We start from the raw sequence: 20066 nt of genomic DNA on the forward strand, positions 1-20066 counted from the left end.
CAAGTCCCTCCCGGGCGACCGCCCCGCATGGACGACGCCGCCTTCCTCTTCGTCTCGGCCGACGCCGCGCTGATCGCCGATCTGGCGTGGCAGGTTCACCGCGAGGGCCACGACGTGAAGTACTACGTCGAGGCCGAAAGCGACCAGTAGATCGGCGACGGGTTCGTCCCGAAGACTGACGACTGGCGCGCCGAGGTCGACTGGGCCGACGTGACCGTCTTCGACGACATCTGGGTCGGTTCCGGCGTCGGTACGTGCGAACCCGCCTAGGAACGACGCGAACAGGGGGAGGCCGTCGTCGGCGGGACGCCGAACACCGACCGCCTCGAAGAGGACCGCGGCTACGCGACGGAGGTGCTCGAAGACCACGGCGTCAACACGGTCGAACACCACGTGTTCCGCGAGTTCGACGCCGGTATCCAGCAGGTCCAACGGAACCCCGGACCTTACGCGATCAAACCGCTCGGCGAGGTACAAAACGTCAAGCGCCTGCTGTACGTCGGCGACGAGGACGACGGGGGCGACGTGGCCGACGTCCTCCGCGCGTACAAGGAGGCGTGGGGGCACCGGATGTAGGGGTTCTAGCTCCAGCGGAAGGTCGAGGGCGTCGAGGTGGCGATCTGCGGCTTCTTCGACGGGAACGAGTTTGTCGACCGCGTCAACTTCAACTTCGAGCACAAGAAGCTGTTCCCGGGGAACATCGGGCCCTCGACCGACGAGATGGGGGCCTCGATGTTCTGGGCGGGACGGAACAGGCTCTTTCGAGAGACGTTCGGGAAGCTCGAAGGGTGGCTCGCCGACGAGGGGTACGTCGGGAGCATCGACATCAACTGTATCGTCAACGAGACGGGGATCTACCCGCTGGAGTTCACGCCGCGGTTCGGATACCCGACGATCGCCCTCCAGGAGGAGTCGATCGAGTCGTCGACGGCCGAGTTCTTCCACGACCTCGCGCACGGCGACAAGCCCGAGCCCGACCTCCACGACGGCTACCAGATCGCCGTGCGAGTCGTGCTGCCGCCGTTCCCGTTCGACGACGAGCAGACGTACGACGAGAACTCGCGGAACGCCGCCGTCGTCTTCGACGCCGCGGACAGAGCGGGGATCCACATCGAGGACGCGAAGCGGGTCGACGGCCAGTGGCGTGTCGCCGGCGAGAGCGGGATGCCGATCGTCGTCACCGGGAAGGGAGAGACGATGGGGGCGGCGCGCAAACGGGCGTACGGGCGCATCGACGACGTCGTGATGCCGAAATGTACTACCGCGACGACATCGGCGAGCGCTGGATCGACGGCGACGGCGACCGGCTTCAGGCGTGGGGGTACCTCGGCCCGTGACGCGCGGGTCGGTCCGACCGGCACCCGAGACGGGGCCGCGAGGCTCCACGAGTTTTTAACGGTCCGGCGCAACTACACGTGGTATGCCGAAGTACTCGACGGGCGGCGGCGGCGGCGGCGACGACGGCGACGCGTGCGAGCTCTGCGGGCGCGAGACCGCGGACCTCCGCAAGGCGACGGTCGCCGGCGCCAAGCTGCTCGTGTGTTCGAACTGCCGCCCCCACGACGACGCCGGCAACGCCCCCAGCGACCGCGGCGGTCCGAGCGGCGGGTCGCGGGGCGGGAGCCCCGGCGGCGCCGGCTCCGAGTCGCAGCCGACGGAGAGCCGGAACAAGGAGCTCGCCCGGAAACAGGCGAAGATGTACGACTCCGCGACCGGCGACTCGAAGCGCTGGGAGGAGGAGGGGACGAGCTACGAGTCGGACCGGCTGCCGTACCTCGTCTCCGGCTACGGGGACGTCGTCACCGAAGCGCGGCAGGACGCCGGGCTGACGGTCGAGGAGGTCGCGGCCGAGTTGGAAGTCGACGAGGACGACCTCCTCGCGGTCGAGGACGGCCGGGCCGCGACCGCCAACGTCGGCGGCTCTGTCGTGCGCGCGCTCGAAGAGCGATTCGGGATCGACGTCGTCGACGAGTGACTCTGACCGAGACGCGCGGATGAAGGCGATCAAAGACAGCGTCCACGGGCACGTCCGGCTCGGCGACCTCGCCGCCGAGCTGGTCGACACCCCCGCGTTCCAGCGGCTGCGACACATCAAGCAGCTCTCCACGGTCCGGCTCGTCTACCCCTCCGCGAACCACACGCGGTTCGAACACAGCCTCGGCGTCTACCACCTCGCGGGCCGCGCGGTCGATGGACTCGGCGTCGACGGCGACACCGCCGCGCACGTCCGCGCCGCGGCGATGCTCCACGACGTGGGACACGGCCCGTACGGGCACCAGACCGAGGGGATCATCCGGCGCGCGACCGGCCGCGACCACGACGACGTGGGGTGGCTGCTCACCGACGCCGACCGCGAGGTCTGTCAGGTCCTCGAACGCAACGGGCTCGACCCTGAGCGCGTCGCCGGCCTCATCGACGGCGCGGGCGCGCTCGGCCCCCTCGTCTCGGGCGAGCTCGACGTGGACCGCATGGACTACCTCGTGCGCGACGCCCACCACACGGGCGTCCCGTACGGCACCGTCGACACCGGCCGGCTCGTCACGGAGCTCCGGCTGGTCGGCGGGGACGGGGCCGGCGGGTCGGCCGACCTCGTCTCGGATCCGGGCCACGCTGTCGACCTCGTCTTGGACGAGGGGAACGTTGCGACCGCGGAGAGTTTGCTCGTCGCGCGCTCGCTGATGAACGCCGTCGTCTACCGCCACCACGTCTCCCGCGTGGCGGGCGCGATGCTGGAGCGCGCCTGCGAGCGCTACCTCGGCCGGACCGACACCGACGCGGCGGCGTTCCGCCGGATGGCGGACCACGACCTCCTCGTCGAACTCCGCGAGCGCGTGCCGGCGCTCGGCGAGCGCATCGAGCGGCGCGACCTCTACAAGCGCGCGGTGTGGGCGGGGATCGACGAAGTGCCGGCTGGTACGGTCGACGCGGGGCGCGCCGAGGAGCGGACCGCCGAACGCGAGATCGCGGACGCCGCGGGGGTCGACCGCGACGCGGTGATCGTGGACATTCCCTCGCGACCGACCCTCAAGGAGTCCGGCTCCGCCGTCGTCGTCGACGGCGTCCCGCAGCGGTTGGAGGACGCCTCCGAACTCGTCACCGGGCTCCGCGCCGCCGAGCGCCGCCGCTGGACGCTCGGCGTCTACTGTCCCGCGGAACGCGTCGACCCGGTCGCGACTGCGGCGCGGGAAGTCTTGGGACTGCGCGCGACGGAGCGGCCCGCTCCCTGACCCCCGCCGACGGCGACGCCCCGGGGCTCGGGCGCCGCGGCGTGCTCTCGCTTCCGCCGCGACCGCGCGCTCAGTTTCGCCACCCCTGATCGCACACCGCGGGCGTCACTCCTCGTTCGGTCCCGGAACCGCCAACACGGGTCGGTCGGCGTTCAACACGAGCGCCTGCGTCGTGCTGCCGAAGACCACCTTGCCGGCCGGACTCCGCTTGCGCCCGGACACGCAGATGAGGTCTGCGTCGATGTCGGTCGCGGCCGCGAGGATCTCCTCGCCCGGATCGCCGCTGGCCTCGTAGTGGACGCAGTTCACGCCGGCGTCCTCCAGAATCTCCCGGGCGCGCCGCACGGTCCCGATCTGGTGGACCGACGCGCCTTCCGGGTTGTCTCGGAACACGTGACAGAGGTGCGCGGTCACCTCGTCGGGATCGCCCGGGAGGTCGATCACCGCCTCGGCCTGTGCGATCGCTCGCGGCTCGTCGTCGAGTCCGATGCCGAGCAACACGTCGTACATACGCGACACTTCGCACGGTCGCCTCATAAACCGTGCCACGGATTCGCGGCTGACGGGAGCCGACCGGCGGCTTCCGGCGCCGCCGCGGCGGGAGCGACACTCACAGCCTTTTACCGGTTGCCGCCGAAGCCGGACGCATGATCACGGTCAAGGACACCGTCCACGACCACATCGAGATCGACGGTGTCGCCGCGGACCTCGTCGACACCCCCGCCCTCCAGCGGCTCCGCCACGTCAAACAGCTCGGCACGGTCCAGCTCGTCTACCCCTCCGCGAACCACACGCGGTTCGAACACAGCCTCGGCGTCTACCACCTCGCGAGCCGCGCGCTCGACCACCTCGGGATCGAGGGGAAGCGCGCCGACCGCATCGAGGCGGCGGCGATGCTCCACGACGTGGGGCACGGCCCGTTCAGCCACAACCTCGAATCGCTCACCCACCGCCGGACCGGGAAGTACCACGACGATGTCGACGAGCTGCTCGCGACCGGCGCGGTCGGCGAGGTGCTGCGCGACCACGGCCTCGACCCGGACCGGATCGCCGACATCGTCGCCGGCGAGGGGCCCTACGCCGGGCTCGTCTCGGGCGAGCTCGACGTGGACCGCATGGACTACCTCGTGCGCGACGCCTACCACACCGGCGTCCCGTACGGCACGATCGACACCGAGCGGTTCGTCCGTGAGCTGACGTTCGTCGAGCGCGGCGAGGTCGCGGACGGCGGGGAGAGCGCCGCCACCGACGGCGACACCCCGGACCGCCGCGCCCCGGAGCTCGTCTTGGACGAGGGGAACGTCCAGACCGCCGAGAGCCTGCTCCTCGCCCGCGCGCTGATGAACCCGGTCGTCTACACCCATCACGTCGCGCGGATATCGAAGGCGATGCTGCGTCGGGCTGCGAGCGAACTCCTCGACGCGACCGCGACGACGGCGGCCGAGCTGCGCCGGATGGACGACCACGACTTCCTCGCCGCGATCCGCGACTGCCCGGGGACCGCGGAGCTCTCCCGGCGGTACGACGAGCGCGACCTGTACAAGCTGGCGGTGTGGGCCGAGTACGACGACGTGCCGGAGCGGGTCCACGAGGCGGACCGCGCGGCCGAGACGGCGCTCGAACGCGAGATCGCCGCGGAGGCGGGCGTCGCCCGCGACCACGTGATCCTCGACGTGCCCCCCGAGCCGACAATGCGGGAGTCGACCGCGCGCGTCACCGTCAACGGCGAGATACGGCGGCTGGAGCGCCAGTCGCCGCTCGTCTCCGCGCTCCGGACCGCCCAGCGCAACCAGTGGCGCCTCGGGGTGTACGCCCCGGCACCGGCCACCGACCGCGTCGGCCGCGCGGCCGCGGACGTGCTCGGCCTCAACCCGGACGGGCTCGTGACCGAGGTGCGCGGCGCGATGCCGACGACGCTCGACGAGTTCGAGTGAGGTTTATGCCGTCGCCGACCGATCCGCCGGCGTGACCGACGACCACCGCGAGAACCGCCGGCTCTGGAACGAGTGGAGCGACGCGTTCCAGGCGCTGTGGAACGCCGACACGGACGAGTCCGGAGTTCCGCCGGTCCCGACGCCCTTCGACCCGGACAGCCACGCGGCGGCCGGCTCGGAGTTCCCGCCGCCGATAGCGGGCGCGGACGTCGTCGAACTCGGCTGCGGCGGCGGCCAAGGGAGCGTGGGGACGGCGCTGGCGGGCGCCGACCGCGTGGTCGGCGTCGACATCGCCGAGGGGCAGCTCGATCACGCGCGCCGGCTCCGCGACTACTACGGCGTCGACGCCCGGTTCCTCCAGGGTGACGTGACCCGGATCCCGCTCGCAGACGACGCGTTCGACGCGGCGTTCTCCGAGGCGGCGTTCCAACTCGTCGCGGACCTCGACGCCGCGGTGCGCGAGGCGCGTCGCGTCCTCCGGCCGGGCGGCGCGTTCTACCTGTCGGTGATGCACCCGTTCCGGGAGCTGATCGACCCGGAGACCGGAACGATCGACAGGGGGTATCACGCGCCGCCGCGGCGGGAGATCGAGATCGACGAGTCGTACGATGCCGACCTCGTCGCCTTCGACCGGTCGGTCTCCGAGCTCCACCGCGCCCTCGTTGACGCGGGGTTCGACGTCGAGCGCGTCGTGGAGCCGGAGCCCGCGGGCGGCGAGACGACGAGCGAGGGCGACGCCGCGTCGGCCGCCGAGCCACGGGCGCTCCTCCCGGACACGCTCGGGTTCTGGGCGCGGCTCGACGCGCCCTGACGCCCCTCCTCGGAGGTGCCGCCGCTCGGTGCCGCTCCCACGACGTTTTCCCCGCGGCGCGACGAGCCTCCGGTATGTATCTTGAAGGGACGATCCTCGTCGGCCCCGACTTCGAGCCGGTCGAGGGCCGGGTCGTCGTCGCGGACGGCGAGGTCGTCCGGGTCGAGGAGGCGACCGTCGAGAGCGACGACGTGATCCTCCCGGCGTTCGTCAACGCGCACACCCACATCGGCGACTCGATCGCCAAGGAGGCGGGCGAGGGCCTCTCGCTCGACGAGCTGGTCGTGCCGCCGGACGGGCTGAAACACCGGCTCCTCCGGGCGGCCGACCGCGGGCAGAAGGTGGCCGCGATGGCGCGCACGTTGCGGTACATGGAGTCGACCGGCACGGGGACGTTCCTCGAGTTCCGCGAGGGGGGCGTCGACGGCGTCGCCGCGCTCCGCGACGCGCTCGCCGGAGCGGGCGTTCCGTTCGGCGAGCGGGCGATCGACCCGGTGGTCTTCGGGCGCGACGACCCCGACGTGCTCTCCGTCGCGGACGGGTACGGCGCCTCCGGCGCCCGCGACGCGGACTTCGACGCGGTCCGGACGGCGACGCGGGACGCAGGCAAGCCCTTCGGGATCCACGCCGGGGAGCGCGACGCCGACGACATCAACGCCGCGATGGACTTAGCGCCCGACTTCCTCGTCCACATGGTCCACGCCGAGCCGATCCACCTCGAACGGCTCGACGACCGCGGGACGCCGGTCGTCGTCTGCCCCCGGTCGAACCTCGTCACCAACGTCGGCGTGCCGCCGATCCGCGAGCTGAGCGAGCGAACGACCGTCGCCCTCGGCACGGACAACGTGATGACCGACTCGCCCTCGATGTTCCGCGAGATGGAGTTCGCGGCGAAGCTGTCCGACCTCCCGGCCCGAGCGATACTGCGCATGGCGACGGCCAACGGCGCGGAGATAGCCGGGGTGGACCGCGGCGTGATAGAGCCCGGTGCCGACGCCGACCTGCTCGTCCTCGACGGCGACTCCGACAACCTCAGCGGCGCGCGCGACCTCGTCCGCGCGGTCGTCAGGCGGGCCGGACAGGCAGACGTCTCGCGGGTCGTCATCGGCGGCAGGCAGGTCGTCCCCCGCGACGACTGAATCGCGCTCTCGCCTTCCGCCGCGACTCCTCGCTCGCTCCGCTCCCGGTCCGATTCCGCACCGCGCCGACGGGATGAAATGGCTTCCGAGCGTACGACCGCGCGATGACGACGCTCTCGTTGCTCGCCGGACTCGCGCTTGGACCGATCGTCGGTCTCGTCGCGACGCTCGCGATGGATCAGGTGATGCCTCGGCTCCCCGAGGGGACGACGGCCCCGAAGGTCGCCGCCGGCGTGCTCACGGACACGCCGGTCGACGACGCGCCCGAGCGGCTGGCGACGTGGGTCCACTACGTCGCCGGCGGCGGCTCCGGCCTGCTGTTCGTCGGGCTGGCGGCCGCGACCGGGTCGCTGCTCGGTCTCGGTCCCCTCGTGGCCGTCGCGGTCGCCGGGGTCGTCCAGCTCGCGCTGATGGTCGGCTTCTTCGCGCTCGTCCCGCTGCCGCGCGCGTCGGGGCTCCCGCGTCAGCGGCTCGGTCGGGTCCGGCGCGACTGGGCCGTCTCCGCGGCGGCGTACGTCGTCGTCGCCGCCGCGATCGTCGGGGTCGCGACCGGGATCTGAGCGGCGGTCGCCGGCGGCGACGCGGCGGCCGCGTTCCGGGAGAGAAACGGTTTAGTCGCTGGCTCCGGCCGGATCGGGTATGCACGCAATCACTCGATCCGGGTGGATCGAGGTCATCTCGGGGTCGATGTTCTCGGGCAAGACGGAGGAGCTGCTCCGCCGGCTCCGGCGGTCCGAGATCGCCGGCCAGTCGGTCGCCGTCTACACACCCGCGATCGACGACCGCTACGGCGAGGCGACGATCGGGAGCCACACGGGCCGGCAGTGGGAGGCGACCGTCGTCGACAACGAGGGGGACGGGCCGCTCGACATCCTCGACGACGACCCCGCCGAGGTCGTCGCGATCGACGAGGCGAACTTCTTCTCGGACGCGCTCGTCGAGGTCTGTAACGCCCTCGCGGACCGCGGCAGCCGCGTGATCGTCTCGGGCACCGACCAGACGTTCCGCGGCGAGCCGTTCGAGCCGCTCCCGCAGCTCATGGCGACCGCGGAGTACGTCGACAAGCTCCAGGCCATCTGCTCGGTCTGCGGCGAGCCCGCCTCTCGGAACCAGCGGCTCATCGAGGGGGAGCCCGCCCACGTCGACGACCCGACGATACTCGTCGGCGCCGAGGAGTCCTACGAGGCGCGGTGCCGCGACTGCCACGTCCTCCTGACCGGCGACCGCCCCGACGCGGAGCGACCGTTCGACTGCCCGGAGGCGGACTCCGCGAACGACTGAGCCGGTCCCGCGACGCCGCCCCTCGACGGTGGGGACGAACCGCGGCTCAGTCGGGCCCGTTCGCCAGCCGATAGGCCCAGAGGTGGCCGCCGCCGCCCGGCAGATCGATCGGTCGGTACGTCCGAATCAGCGCGGTTCCGTCGGCGAGCGCCAGCCGCTCGTCGTCGACCGGCTGCCGGGCGTCGACGATCCGCTCGATCCCGTCGACGAACCCCTCCGGATCGGCGAACCGCCTGCTCAGTTGGACGGCGAGTTCCCGGCAGTCGCGCCCGGCGGCGGCCTCCGGGTCGCCGTCGATGTCGAACAGCTCGTACACCCGCTCGTTCGCGCGTATCACGCGCCTGTCCCCGTCCTCGACGAGCATCCCGACGGGGAGCGCGTCCAGCGCGGTCGACAGGACGGCGTTCGTCCGCTCGATCTCGCGCTTCCGGGCCTCCGCCTCGGTGACGTCCTCGAACTGTGAGAAGACGCCGATCACCGCTCCGTCCTCGTCGGTCACCACCTGGTTGTGCCACGCGCAGCGGATCCGCTCCCCGTCGCTGCGGACGTTCTCGTTGACGCTCTGGTACCCGCCCTTATTCGCGAGCAGGTCGCGTTCGAGCACCGCGACGTGTCGGCGTTCCGTCTCGGGAACGAACGGGAGCCACGTCCCGCCGAGGAGTTCGGACTCCTCGTAGCCGAGGATCTCCTCGGCGGCGGGGTTCACCCGAACGATCCGGAACTCGTCGTCGTACTCGATCGTTCCCAGCGGTGACTGGCCGATGAACCGCGACAGCCGCTCCTGGCTCGCGGCGAGCGCGGCCCGCGACCGGTGTTGGTCGACGGCGTTGCGGACGCGGTTGGCCAACACCTCGTACTGGTCGTTTCCCCCGCGCTTCTGGATGTAATCGGTCGCGCCGACGGAGATGGCCTCGCTCGCTATCTCCTCGCTCCCCTTCCCGGTGAACAGGACGAACGGGGTGTCGACGCCGTTGTCGCGGGCGCGCTGGAGGAAGGCCAACCCGTCGGTCTCGGGCATGTCGTAGTCGGAGACGACGCAGTCGATCGGCGCCGACTCCAGCGCGTCGAGGGCGTCCTCGACGCTCGTCTCGGAGCTGACCTCGAACGTCTCGTCGATCCGTTCGAGATACGTCGCGGTCAGATCGAGGAAGGCCGGGTCGTCGTCGACGTGGAGGACGCGGACCGTCGACGGGTCGTCCGACTTGGGGTCCGCTGGAGGCCCCGTCATGCGCACTCATACCGCGACCTGCGCAATATACGTTCGGGTCCGTTTATCAAACGGTTCGGGCGGGCGGTCGGCTCACTCCGCGGCCGCTTGGTCGTCCCCGTGCCCGCCTGCGATCGCCGGGTCGGATTCGCGCTCGTCCGCCGCCGTCGAGTCGTCGACCGGGAAATCCCCGTCCGCGGTCGCGAGCCGGAACAACCCCACGAGCGCGCCGGCCGCGATCAGCGTTCCCTCGACCTTCGCGGCCGCGTACACCCACTCGCGCGGCTCCGCCTCGCCGGCGTTCCGGTAGAGCGCGCGGGTCCAGAGCGCGACGACGCGGCGCGGCGCGATGGCCTCGATCAGTCCGCCGAGTCCGGCCACCAACAGCAGTAGCGCTTTCATACGCCCCCTTCGTCGGGGGCCCTCAAAAGCGGCCCGGGGACTGCGGCGTCGTTCGGCGTCGGTCCCTCAGCCGTCCGCTACCGGCTCAGCGGCGTCGAGATACCGCCGACAGGTCGCGGCCGCCCACTCCCGCACCGCGGCGTCCCTCGTCCACAGCAGGGCGGCGACCCCCGCTCCGTCGATCAGCCCGACGGCCGCGCGGTCGTCGGCGAGGACGACCGCGATCGGGGACTCGCCCTCGTGGCGGTACGCGTCGACGCCGCGGTCGGCGAGCGCGCGGCGGACGACCGCCCCCGTCGTTCCGGTGAGGCGGTCGGCCGCGGAACCGGTGAACACGACGCGGCCCTCGCTCGGCGCGGTCGCGTCGGCGGCGGCGCCGGATTCGTGCGCCTCGTCTCCCGCCGATAGCGACGCGTTCAGTCGCCCGGCGAGGTCGGCGTCGAACCGCGGCACGACCGCGACGACGCTGTCGGACCCACCGATCAGCTCGGCGAGTCGGCCCACGGGCGTCGGCGAACCTTCCGGCTCGTCGGCGCCGTTCGCCGAGCCGCTCGCGCGTTCGACGATCGCGGTCCGATCGCCGAGGCCCGCGGGGTCGCAGTCGACTGCGCGCGCTACGATCGACCGGAGGACCGCCGCGGGCGACGCGGAGCCGTCGTCGCTCACGCGTCTCGCTCGTCCGCGGCGGTCGCGTCGCTCTCGCCGCCCGGCCACCTGTCCGGCGCGTCCGGGCGCGTCGGGTACGACTGCCGGCCGCCGCTCGCCTTCCGCGCGAGCAGCCGCGCGGTGGCGCGCCGGCGGTCGTCCGGGCGCTCCGCCGTGGTCTCGTCGTAGTAGCGCACGCTCAAGGCCAGTCCGGCGCGGAGCAGCTCGTTGGCCGCGAACCGGTATCGGTCGTCGCTCGGTCCCGACGGCGACGGGTCCGCCGACCGGAGGTGCCCCTCCACGAAGAGGTAGCCGCCCGGCGCGAGCGCCTCGACGAGGTCCGCGAACCGACCGAGCGCGTGGAAGAAGCTCATCGTGATCACGTCGTACGCCTCCGTCGGGAAGCCGTACGTCGAGACGTCGGCGCGGACCGCCTCGATCCGCCCGCCGATCCCGCGCTCGGCGGCGCGGTCGCGGACGACGCGGAGCCCCTCCGCCGACGCGTCGAGCGCGTCCACCTCGCGTCCGCGGTCCGCGAGGAACACGGCGTTGCGGCCGGTCCCCGCAGCCACGTCGAGCGCGCGACCGTCGGGGAGCGACGGCTCGTAGGCGCGAAGCACGGGGGACGGCTCCGGCGCGCGCGGGTACTCGCCCGACGCGAACCGCTCGTCCCAGTCGGTGTCGGTCACGGGCGCCCTTCGCCGCGCCGCGGCGTAAACCTCAGGGGCGTCTCGCCCGGACTGCGGGTATGAACGAGACCGAGGCCCCCGCCGAGCGACTGAACGCGCTCCTCGGCGACCGCGACGAGACGCTCGCGACCGCGGAGTCGCTCACCGGCGGGCTGGTCGGATCGCGGGTGACGGACGTGCCGGGCGCGAGCGCCTACTTCGACCGCGGCTTCGTGACGTACACCTACGACGCGAAACGCGAGCTGCTCGGCGTTTCCCGCGAGTCGCTCGACGCCCACGGCGCCGTGAGCGACCCCGTCGTCCGCGAGATGGCGGCGGGCGCCCGAGACCGGGCGAACGCGGACTGGGCGGTCGCGACGACCGGTATCGCCGGCCCGACGGGCGGCACCGACGAGAAGCCGGTGGGTCTCGTCCACTTCGGCGTCGCGCACGCCGCCCCGTGGGGAACCGGGGAGTCGTTCGTCCGGACCGTGCGGGCCGTCATCGACGGCGACCGCGACGCGGTGAAGCGGGGCGCCGCCGAGCGCGCGCTCGACGCGCTCGTCCGTGCGATCGAGGACGCCGACGGCTGAGCGACCGGGGACGCCGACGGCTGAGCGACCGAGGACGCCGCTCTCCTCGTCGTCGAGACGGTGTCCCGGCGATCGTCGGTGCCGGTGGCCGTCGTCCGGTGAAGCGTTCGCGCCGTCAGTCGATGTAGGCGTTCCCGACGACGGCGACGAGCAGCGCCGCGATCACGATCCACGTGAGCGGTTCGACCGCGAGGAGGCGGAGCGGCCGCGCGGCCGACTCGCCGAAGCCGAAGAGGGCGCCGCCGGCGAGCGCTACCGCCAGCACGAGCGCGCCGACGATTCCGGCCACGCCGAGCAGCGCCCGGTCCGACGAGTCCATGGCGGCGATCCGCGCGGGACGTATATAAACGGATCCCGAACGCGAGACAGCGGTCGACGCGCCGTCGAGAAGGCGGCGGGCGTGAAAACCCGCGCCGCCGCGTCCGGTGTCAGTGGAGGTACTGGAAGGCGATCTCGGTGTCGTCCGACAGCTCTCGCTCCGTCCGCCACTCCCCGAGTTCGGTCGCGACGCGGCGCCACTCGACCGACTCCGACGGGATGGCCCCGACGAACCGGTCGAGTATCTGCCCGGCGTCGGCGTCGAGTTCGGCCGGCGTTATCACGAGGGTCTCGTCGCGGATCCCCCGCCCGACGCGGAGCCGGATCGCGTCCCCTTCTCGGATCTCGTGGTAGAGGTCCCTCGCGACCTTCCGGTCCGGGTGGTCGTACCTGAGGTCCTCGACCGCGTGGTGGAGCAGTCGCTGGACGGCGTCTCGGTCTCGGTTGTCGAACAGCGGGAGGGTCCGCCGGAACTCCCCGTCGCCCGTCGACTCGCTCATGGCGCCTCGTGGGACCCGTCGTCGCATAACGTCACCGGTGGACGCTGCGGGTGAGCGCGAAGATGAACAGGCCGATCATGAACGCGCCGACGAATCCTTCGGTGGCGGCGAGGAAACTGCCCGCGAAGTTCGGAACGGTCGCCGTGGGGCCGAATATCAGCGACGTGAACGACTGAACGCTCAACAGCCCGTATCCGAGCGGCGACGCGAACGGCGGGTCTGTGACGACCGCGGCGAAGAGCGCCGCGTAGACGACGACGGTGACGAGCGAGAATCCGATGGTGCGGCGCGGCTTCTCGCCGTACCCGCACGTGGCCGAGAGCGTGAGGTTCACCGCGACTAAGAACAGCAGTTTGAGCCGGCTGCGAAGTGACTCCTTGTGGGCGAACGCCCGGTCGACGTGCGTCCGGCGCCGGTAGTACATCTCCTTGATGAAAAACCGGGAGGCGGACTGGCTGTCGCCGACGCGCTCGGCCCCGTTCTTCGCCTTCAGGTACGTCACTTCGAGGTCCGACGCCTCGCCGTCGGCGAGCCAGCCCGCGAGCCGGCTTCGAACGCCGCCTCCGTCGGCCGGCTCTCCCGGACCCCCGCCCGATTCGTCGGCGGCGCCGCCGTCCGCGCCGGGCGCCTCGTCGGCGTCGTCCTCGATGGCGAACCGGTCCGCTTCGAGGCTGTACGTGTCGTCGACCGTCCCGCGGAACGTGTGTAACACCCACTCCGGAGCCAGCACGTACCGGTAGTTGGAGAAGTCGAAGCCGTCGAACTCGGTCCGGTAGAAGAGGAACCGCTCGAAGACGCCCTCCGAGTCGGCCATCTCGATATCCACGTCGCCGACCCTGCTCCGTCGGAGGTTGTAGTACACGGCGGCCCCGTTCTCCTGGACGAACCGGCCGCCGTCGACCGTCGTGCGCTCCAGGTTGATGGTGACGTCGCCGCCGGCCGTTCGCACGTTCTCGAACCGCGCCCGCTCGAACGTCGACTCCCGAAGCGTCGCGCTCGATCTGAACGTCGTCTCGACGAAGTGGACCGTCCCCCGGAACGCGGCGCTCCGGAAGTCGCCGTCGCCGACGAACGTCGCCCGCCCGAAGAAGGCCTCGTCCGTGAACTCGGCCTTCAGGAACCGCGCCGTGTCGGCGAACGTGGCATTCCGGAAGTCGCCCAGCCGGTCGAACGTCGACTTGTAAAACGACGCGTAGCTGTTGAAATCGACCGCCTTGAAGTACGTCGCGCCGCCGAACCGGATGTACGACAGCACCGCCTCGCCGTCGAACGTCGCGAACTGGAACTTCGCCTTGTCGCCGAACTCGGTCTCGGTGAACGACGCCTCGGAGTCGAAGTCGGCGTTCTGGTAGTGCGCGGGCTGCGCGAAGCTCGCCTTTTTAAACAACGCCTCGGCCGCGAACGCGCAGTTCATGAACACCGCGGCGTCCTCGAACTCGCACCGGTTGAACCGGCTCGTCCCGCCGAACTGGACGGTGCGGAAGTCGGTCCTCGCGTGGAACCGGCTGGCGGTGAAGGTCACGTCCGACCGGAACGCCGCGCGCTGGAACAGACACGCGCCCCGCCACGCCGACTCCTCGAACGAACAGGGGGCGCGGAACCGGGCCCGGTAGAAGTCGGCCACGTCGCCGAACCTGACGCGGTCGAAGCTCGCCGGCCGGGCGAACGTCGAGCCGCCGAACCGCGCGCTGTCCTCGAAGTCCGTCCCGTCGAAGACGGCGTCGCCGCGGAACGTCGCCCGCTCCGCCGACACGTCTTCGCCGAACTCAGCGTCGGTGAAGTCGGCGGCACCCTCGACCCGTATCTCGTCCATCAGGAGCGGCTGTCGGAGGACGGTCTGCTCCGCGAGGAACTCCCCATAGACGGTGACGTGCCGGAGGTCGATCGGGTGGTTGGTCACCCGGTCGAGGACTCGGTGTGAGACGTCGATCGTTCCGAACTCGGCCCCGACGAACCCGAGCGACGACGCCTCGCCGGTCGCCAGCTCCGACACCAGCGATTCGCACACCGACTCGTCGTCGATGCCGAGCTCCGCGCGCCGAGCGGGAGAGAGGTGGAACCGACAGCGGTCCGTCTCTCCCTCCGCCTCTCGGGGACAGGACCACCTCTCGTCGAGCGCGGCCGAACGACCGTGTTCCTCCTCCCACGCCACCGGGTCGAAGCTGTACGCACACGTTCCGACGGACACGACGTACCGGGCCGACGACAGCGCGGATAGTAAAACTACCTCACAGCACCGCCCGACGCAACCGCCGTCCGGCTAGAGGATGGTGTACGACGTCACGGTGTCGCCCCCGACGGTCACGTCGACGGTGATCCGATCGCCGACGGTCACGTCGGCGTAGGTCCCGGTCAGAGGTTTGCCGGGCACCTCCTTGCTGAACGCGTTGACCGAGACGTGGGCCATGTTGCGGAAGTTCGCGAACCCGGACTGGTGGATGTGCCCGCTTATCGTGCCGCGTCCGGACCCGAGCCCCTCGATGACGCGAAGCGTCTCCTTTCGGTCGGAGAGGAACGCGCGCTCCGGGTAGTGTCTGAACCAGTCGTTGTCCGAGATGTCGAAGGTCCCGAGCGGGTGATGGCTCAGGAAGAGCGGGTCGTCGTACTCCGCGCAGACGCCCGCCAGCCACTCGCGCTGGTCGGACCCGAGCTCGCCGCGGGCGCCCGGCGTCGCCTCCTTCGTCGAGTCGAGGTAGACAATCGGCACGTCGTCGGTCTCGATCACGCCGTGGAAACGGTCCTGGCCGAGCAGCGACGTGAGCTCCGCGCGGGTCAGCGTCTCGACGTCGTGGTTCCCCAGCAGATACGTGACCGGGACCGGCGCGTCCGCGAATATCTCGCGGACCCGTTCGACGTTCGCCTCGTCGACCTCGGCCGAGCCGTCGTCTTCGATCAGGTCGCCCAACACGAAGATCCGGTCGAACGCGTCGGCGGAGACGGCCTCGAGCGCGTCGCGTAGCTCCCGCTCGATCTCGGCCGCGTGGCCGCTCCGCATGTGGACATCGGGAAACAGCGCGAATCGACCCATCGGTTACCAATGAGTCGACGCACCGCGGTCAAATAACTACGGATCGGCGCTCGCCGCGGGGAAAACGCCTCGCCGTCTCGGCGCCAGATCGCGTCGGGGAGTCGCCGCCCGACTCCTCAGAGAGTCGACGGCGTCCAGCAGAGCCAGGGCAGGGATTTGAACCCCGGAAGTCTCGATTACAAGTCGAGTGCATGAACCACCCATGCTCCCCTGGCGCGTGCGGCCGTACTCGGTCCTCCTATGAGTGCGTGTCGCTTTCCGCGAACCCGGCCGGAGTCATCGGCTTTCCTGATCGCCGCCGCGCTCGTCCTCGTCTTGGGGGTCCAGTGACTTCGTCAATTCCACGCGGTGGAGGCCGTAGCCGCGGTCCGCGTAGAACGCACGGGCGCGGTCGTTGTCTGCCAGCGCCTCTAGCGCCACGCGCTCGGCGCCCGCCTCGACGAGCGCGCGCTCGGCCGCGTCGAGCAGCGCCGCACCGACCCCCTCGCCGCGCCGGTCCGGTCGCACGAAGAGGTTGCTGACGGTTCCGCGGACGGCGTCGCGGTCGTAGTCACCGCGTTCGAGCGAGAAGCCGACGAACCCGACGGGGTCCGGATCGCCGGCGTCCGCTTCGGCCGCGGCTTCAGGGTCGCGAGCGACCAGCAGGTCGCTGGTAACCACCGACTGCGCGACCCACTCGCGGACGGTCGCGCGGTTCGCCTCGCCGCGGAGCGTGGCGCCGTACTCGCGCTGCCCCGCGGCGAGCGCCACCCACATGTCGGTGACCGGGTCGACGTCGTCGGCGGTCGCCGGCTCGATCCGGGCGTCCGTCTCGGCCATACGTTCGCGTTCGGCTCGCGACGTGTTGAGAGTGCCGGCCGATGACTCGGCCTCGCCGTTGGCGCATCGAACGGCGGCCCAGCGACTCAGACCTCGCGGCAGTTCGGGCAGACGGCCTGCCCGTTCGCGGTGACGAGGTCGGGGACGAGCGCGCCGCAGCTCTCGCAGACCCCCTGCGTCGAGCCCTCGCTCGGCGCACCCGTCACCGGGTCGACGCCGTCTTCGCTTCCGGAGGGGCCGTCTCCCGAGGCGGCCGCGGCGGGCTCCGATGCCGTGGCCGGGTCCATCGTCGCCGCGGCGCTCCGCTCCGCGTCGGAGTCCGCCGCGGCCGCGGTTGACAGCACGGTCTCCTCCGGGTGGGGGTCGCCCGTCGCGGGTTCGTCACCGAAGCCGTCGGCGCCGGCGCCCGTCCGCGGCGCCCCCGCGGCGAGCGCGTCGCCGTCCGTGACGACGCCGACCGCCTCCCCGTCGTCGACGGCGACGACTCGGTCCGTCCCCTCGGCGACGAGCCGCTCTTCGAGCGCCGCGAGCGAGTCGTCCGGCGAGACCGTCGGCAGCGGCGGACTCATGGCCGCGCCGACCGTGGACGGCGGCCCCTCGGGCGACTCCCCGCCGTCGCCCGCCTCCAGCAGCACCTCGAGCGCGTCGCGGGCCTCCAGCCGTCCCACCGGCTCGCCGCCGCGCACGACCACCAGACAGTTCGTCTCCTCTTCGACCAAGAGCGCGGCCGCCTCCGGCAGCGCGTCCGACTCGCTGACGCCGAGGAACTCGCGGTGCATCACGTCATGAACCGTGGTGTCTGTTCGCATACGTCTCGGATCCGCTCCGACCGGCTAAAAGGTGCCCCCGGTAGCGTTTTATCCGTGCCCGGCCTACGCTTGCGATCGGTTCGCATATCCGGCGGGGCGAGTCGCGTCCGGACGCCCTGCGGGCGCGCCCCGCCGACGAAAGGGAGCGTTCAAACCCTCCGACGTTCGAACTGGGACATGGCCATTCCCTCGTTCGTGATCGGGATCGCGGGGGGGACGGGCGCCGGGAAGACGACGGTCTCCCGGCTCGTCACCCGCGACCTCGGCGACAGCGTCACCCGGATCCCGCTGGACAACTACTACGAGGACCTCTCGCACCTCGAGTTCGAGGAGCGCAAGGAGGTCAACTACGACCACCCGTCGGCGTTCGAGTGGGAAATCCTCAGGGAGCACCTCGAAGCCCTCCTGGAGGGCCAGTCCGTCGAGATGCCGCAGTACGACTTCGAGATTCACAATCGGAAAGACGAGCGGATCACTGTCGAACCCACCGATGTCATCGTGCTGGAGGGCATCCTGGCGCTGTACGACGAGGACATAAACGACATGATGGACCTGCGGCTCTTCGTCGAGACCGACGCCGACGTGCGGATCCTGCGCCGGATCCGCCGGGACGTGATCGACCGCGGCCGCGACCTGGAGGGCGTCATCGACCAGTACCTCTCGACGGTGAAGCCCATGCACGAGCAGTTCATCGAGCCCTCGAAGAAACACGCCGACGTGATCATCCCGGAGGGCGCCAACAGCGTCGCGGTGAACCTCTTAGAAGAGAAACTGCGCGCCGAGGTCGAGGGCGACGCGGTCAGGAGTTGGGAGCGCGGCAGCCTCGAATCGGAGCTGGGCGAGAAGCGCTCGCTCGACATGGACGGCGACGATTAATCAGTTCGAAACGGTGGGTCTCTGGGCGTGGACGCCGGAGCGACGGTATCTGTCGCCGAAGCCCGTTCGTTTGCTTATAAACCGCTGCTCGTAGATCGACGCTGAACACTTCCTAAGCCCCAGCCGCGAGGACGCCGTACGCTCGCTGCGGTCCTCGTCGCTCGTGTTGCTCGCTCCTGCGGTCCTTACGTCGCCTACGGCGTCCTCGCGGCTGCCCCTTTGAGTCCCGTCCCGCGACCGCACCTCACGCCTCCCCAGCCTCGCCGCTCGCTCCCTCCGGTCGCTCGCGGCGTCCCTCGCGCGTGCTCCTCGCGGCCGCCTCCGGCGGCCACTCGGAGGCACGCGCCACCGCACTGTCATTTACAAGCGATCGTCGTAGCCGCTCACAGGCATTTAACCATCGTATCTCGACCGTCCCGGCTCATCGCCGCCGGCTCGCCACCCGCTCCTCGGCGGTCTCGGCGCTGACGAGCTCGTACAGCGTCGCGCGGCCGCCGTCCTCCTTCGGGCGGAGCACGCGACCGAGCCGCTGGGTGAACTCCCGCTCGCTGCCCGACCCGGAGAGCAGGACCGCCACGTTGGCGTCCGGCACGTCGACCCCCTCGTCGAGGACGTTCGCGGCGACGACCCGGCCGTAGGTGCCGTCGCGGAAGCGCTCCAAGATTTCGCGGCGCTCCTTCGCGCCCGTCTCGGCCGTGATCGCGGGCAGCAGGAAGCGCTCGGAGAGGCGGTAGACGAGGTCGGTGTGGGCCGTGAACACGATCACGCGGTCGTCGCGGTGGCGGTCGAGGATCTCCGCGAGCCGCTCGACCTTGCGGTCGGCGTTCATCATGACCTCGCGGGCGTCCTGCTTCGCGAGGAGCGCCTCGCGGGCCGCCGGGTCGTTTCCCGAGCGCTTGACCAGCTCCTGGTAGTCGCTCCCGCTCGAAAACGTGATCCCCGCGTCGCGGACGTACTCGACGAAGGTGCCCTGTTTCTCGTCGTAGCGCTCGCGCTCCGCCTCGGTGAGCTCCACCTCGATCCGCCGGATGTCGTAGGGGGCGAGGTGGTCGCCCGCGAGGTCGTCGACGTCGAGCGCGTAGACGCGGTCGCCGACCAGCTCCGCGACCGCCTCGTGGGCGCCGTCCGGGCGCTCGAAGGTGGCCGTGAGCCCGAGTCGCGCGGGCGCGGCGAGGAGGCGCGCGGCGTCCCGGTACCCCTCGCCGCCGAGGTGGTGGACCTCGTCGAAGACGACGAACTCGAAGGCGTCGCCGACGCCGTCCGCCTTCAGGTACGCGGAGTCGTACGTCGACACCGTGATCGCCTCCCGACGCTGCTCGCCGCCGCCGAACCGGCCGATCGGGGCGTCGAACTCGCGCTCCAACTCTCGTTGCCACTGGTCGAGCAGGTCGACCGTGGGGACGACCACGAGCGTCGGAACGCCGAGTTCGACCATCGCGCGGATCGCGATCACGGTCTTGCCGGCCCCGGTCGGCAGCTCGAGGACGCCGCGGTTGCCGGCGTCGCGCCACGCGTCCAACGCCTCGCGCTGGTACTCGCGGAGGTCGTAGTCGGTGGCGAGCGCGTCCGGGAGCCCGGCCTCGCTCGCGGCGCGCTCGCTCGCGTCGAGGACCCGGTCGTCGACTGCGACGCCGGCCACCCGGAGCGCCCGCCGGAGTTCGGCGTAGCGGTGGGCGGGCGCCCGGCCGGTCCCGGTTCGGGGGTCCGTCTCGACCCCGGGCAGCGGCGGCAGCGCGTCGGGCGCGAGGTCGACGTCCGCGTCGACCCGGATCGTGCCGTCCTCGTAGGTCAACCGGACGTCCATCGTCC

Annotated in this window: 21 protein-coding genes, 1 tRNA gene and 1 pseudogene; 10 read left to right on the forward strand and 13 right to left on the reverse strand. The window is 71.3% G+C overall.

Features of this window, described 5'->3' with window-relative positions; all coding sequences use genetic code 11:
• Nucleotides 1-27 precede the first annotated feature (27 nt).
• From EXE52_RS18770 to EXE52_RS12425, 3 genes and pseudogenes are all read left to right on the forward strand, one after another.
• A pseudogene (locus EXE52_RS18770) lies at nucleotides 28-1337 on the forward strand (phosphoribosylamine--glycine ligase).
• 83 nt (nucleotides 1338-1420) lie between these two features.
• Complete coding sequence (locus EXE52_RS12420) at nucleotides 1421-1975, forward strand: transcriptional regulator (protein WP_049933122.1); 555 nt, start codon at nucleotides 1421-1423, stop codon at nucleotides 1973-1975.
• 19 nt (nucleotides 1976-1994) lie between these two features.
• On the forward strand, nucleotides 1995-3227 hold the full coding sequence (locus EXE52_RS12425) for an HD domain-containing protein (RefSeq protein WP_049933120.1): 1233 nt from the start codon (nucleotides 1995-1997) through the stop codon (nucleotides 3225-3227).
• A 105-nt stretch (nucleotides 3228-3332) separates the two neighbouring features.
• Here EXE52_RS12425 and EXE52_RS12430 read toward each other — a convergent pair whose 3' ends face one another.
• Nucleotides 3333-3737 (reverse strand): universal stress protein, encoded by a 405-nt coding sequence (locus EXE52_RS12430; RefSeq protein WP_049933119.1) that lies wholly within the window; start codon nucleotides 3735-3737, stop codon nucleotides 3333-3335.
• Between the two features lie 137 nt (nucleotides 3738-3874).
• Here EXE52_RS12430 and EXE52_RS12435 point away from each other — a divergent pair, with 137 nt between their 5' ends.
• The 5 genes from EXE52_RS12435 to EXE52_RS12455 all read left to right on the forward strand — a co-directional run bounded on the left by EXE52_RS12435 (nucleotide 3875) and on the right by EXE52_RS12455 (nucleotide 8392).
• Entirely contained in the window at nucleotides 3875-5161 is a 1287-nt protein-coding gene (locus EXE52_RS12435; RefSeq protein WP_089308755.1) for an HD domain-containing protein, read from the forward strand.
• 31 nt (nucleotides 5162-5192) lie between these two features.
• Nucleotides 5193-5972 carry a class I SAM-dependent methyltransferase gene (locus tag EXE52_RS12440; protein WP_049933116.1) on the forward strand — a complete coding sequence of 260 codons (780 nt, stop codon included), beginning with the start codon at nucleotides 5193-5195 and terminating at the stop codon, nucleotides 5970-5972.
• Nucleotides 5973-6046: 74 nt separating this feature from the next.
• Nucleotides 6047-7111, forward strand: coding sequence for an amidohydrolase family protein (locus EXE52_RS12445; RefSeq protein ID WP_089308756.1), 1065 nt, complete (start codon nucleotides 6047-6049; stop codon nucleotides 7109-7111).
• Between the two features lie 104 nt (nucleotides 7112-7215).
• Nucleotides 7216-7671: a hypothetical protein gene (locus EXE52_RS12450; protein ID WP_086216028.1), complete on the forward strand. Its 456-nt coding sequence runs from the start codon at nucleotides 7216-7218 to the stop codon at nucleotides 7669-7671.
• Nucleotides 7672-7750: 79 nt separating this feature from the next.
• Complete coding sequence (locus EXE52_RS12455; protein WP_089308757.1) at nucleotides 7751-8392, forward strand: thymidine kinase; 642 nt, start codon at nucleotides 7751-7753, stop codon at nucleotides 8390-8392.
• 46 nt (nucleotides 8393-8438) lie between these two features.
• On the opposite strand, the gene EXE52_RS12460 is transcribed toward EXE52_RS12455, so the two are convergent.
• From EXE52_RS12460 to EXE52_RS12475, 4 genes are all read right to left on the reverse strand, one after another.
• Complete coding sequence (locus EXE52_RS12460; RefSeq protein WP_089308758.1) at nucleotides 8439-9620, reverse strand: PAS domain S-box protein; 1182 nt, start codon at nucleotides 9618-9620, stop codon at nucleotides 8439-8441.
• A 72-nt stretch (nucleotides 9621-9692) separates the two neighbouring features.
• Nucleotides 9693-10001 carry a hypothetical protein gene (locus EXE52_RS12465; protein WP_089308759.1) on the reverse strand — a complete coding sequence of 103 codons (309 nt, stop codon included), beginning with the start codon at nucleotides 9999-10001 and terminating at the stop codon, nucleotides 9693-9695.
• A 66-nt stretch (nucleotides 10002-10067) separates the two neighbouring features.
• Entirely contained in the window at nucleotides 10068-10667 is a 600-nt protein-coding gene (locus EXE52_RS12470; protein WP_049933123.1) for a hypothetical protein, read from the reverse strand.
• On the reverse strand, nucleotides 10664-11335 hold the full coding sequence (locus EXE52_RS12475) for a bifunctional 2-polyprenyl-6-hydroxyphenol methylase/3-demethylubiquinol 3-O-methyltransferase UbiG (RefSeq protein ID WP_049933107.1): 672 nt from the start codon (nucleotides 11333-11335) through the stop codon (nucleotides 10664-10666). Before EXE52_RS12475 ends, EXE52_RS12470 begins: the two co-directional genes overlap by 4 nt.
• A 59-nt stretch (nucleotides 11336-11394) precedes the next feature.
• Between EXE52_RS12475 and EXE52_RS12480 the strand changes: the two genes are divergently transcribed.
• The gene (locus EXE52_RS12480) at nucleotides 11395-11907 is read left to right on the forward strand and encodes a CinA family protein (RefSeq protein ID WP_049933106.1); all 513 of its coding nucleotides are present in this window, start codon (nucleotides 11395-11397) and stop codon (nucleotides 11905-11907) included.
• A gap of 115 nt (nucleotides 11908-12022) precedes the next feature.
• On the opposite strand, the gene EXE52_RS12485 is transcribed toward EXE52_RS12480, so the two are convergent.
• The 7 genes from EXE52_RS12485 to EXE52_RS12515 all read right to left on the reverse strand — a co-directional run bounded on the left by EXE52_RS12485 (nucleotide 12023) and on the right by EXE52_RS12515 (nucleotide 17381).
• Nucleotides 12023-12226, reverse strand: coding sequence for a hypothetical protein (locus EXE52_RS12485; protein WP_086216023.1), 204 nt, complete (start codon nucleotides 12224-12226; stop codon nucleotides 12023-12025).
• A 109-nt stretch (nucleotides 12227-12335) separates the two neighbouring features.
• On the reverse strand, nucleotides 12336-12725 hold the full coding sequence (locus EXE52_RS12490) for a hypothetical protein (protein WP_049933103.1): 390 nt from the start codon (nucleotides 12723-12725) through the stop codon (nucleotides 12336-12338).
• A 31-nt stretch (nucleotides 12726-12756) separates the two neighbouring features.
• Complete coding sequence (locus EXE52_RS12495; RefSeq protein WP_049933102.1) at nucleotides 12757-14913, reverse strand: pentapeptide repeat-containing protein; 2157 nt, start codon at nucleotides 14911-14913, stop codon at nucleotides 12757-12759.
• A 72-nt stretch (nucleotides 14914-14985) separates the two neighbouring features.
• On the reverse strand, nucleotides 14986-15753 hold the full coding sequence (locus EXE52_RS12500) for a metallophosphoesterase (RefSeq protein WP_049933101.1): 768 nt from the start codon (nucleotides 15751-15753) through the stop codon (nucleotides 14986-14988).
• Nucleotides 15754-15894: 141 nt separating this feature from the next.
• Nucleotides 15895-15968: transfer RNA gene (locus EXE52_RS12505), tRNA-Thr, on the reverse strand.
• 61 nt (nucleotides 15969-16029) lie between these two features.
• Complete coding sequence (locus EXE52_RS12510) at nucleotides 16030-16572, reverse strand: GNAT family N-acetyltransferase (RefSeq protein ID WP_089308762.1); 543 nt, start codon at nucleotides 16570-16572, stop codon at nucleotides 16030-16032.
• Between the two features lie 86 nt (nucleotides 16573-16658).
• Nucleotides 16659-17381, reverse strand: a complete 723-nt coding sequence (locus EXE52_RS12515) for a CBS domain-containing protein (protein ID WP_086219773.1) — start codon at nucleotides 17379-17381, stop codon at nucleotides 16659-16661.
• A 177-nt stretch (nucleotides 17382-17558) separates the two neighbouring features.
• On the opposite strand from EXE52_RS12515, the gene udk reads away from it, so the two are divergent.
• A complete protein-coding gene (gene udk, locus EXE52_RS12520; protein ID WP_137703728.1) occupies nucleotides 17559-18257 on the forward strand; it encodes a uridine kinase in 699 nt (232 codons plus the stop codon).
• Between the two features lie 421 nt (nucleotides 18258-18678).
• On the opposite strand, the gene EXE52_RS12525 is transcribed toward udk, so the two are convergent.
• On the reverse strand, nucleotides 18679-20061 hold the full coding sequence (locus EXE52_RS12525; RefSeq protein WP_089308763.1) for a DEAD/DEAH box helicase family protein: 1383 nt from the start codon (nucleotides 20059-20061) through the stop codon (nucleotides 18679-18681).
• Nucleotides 20062-20066: the final 5 nt, after the last annotated feature.

Source organism: Halorubrum sp. CGM4_25_10-8A, from assembly GCF_005435025.1.
Taxonomy (GTDB): Archaea; Halobacteriota; Halobacteria; order Halobacteriales; family Haloferacaceae; genus Halorubrum; species Halorubrum ezzemoulense.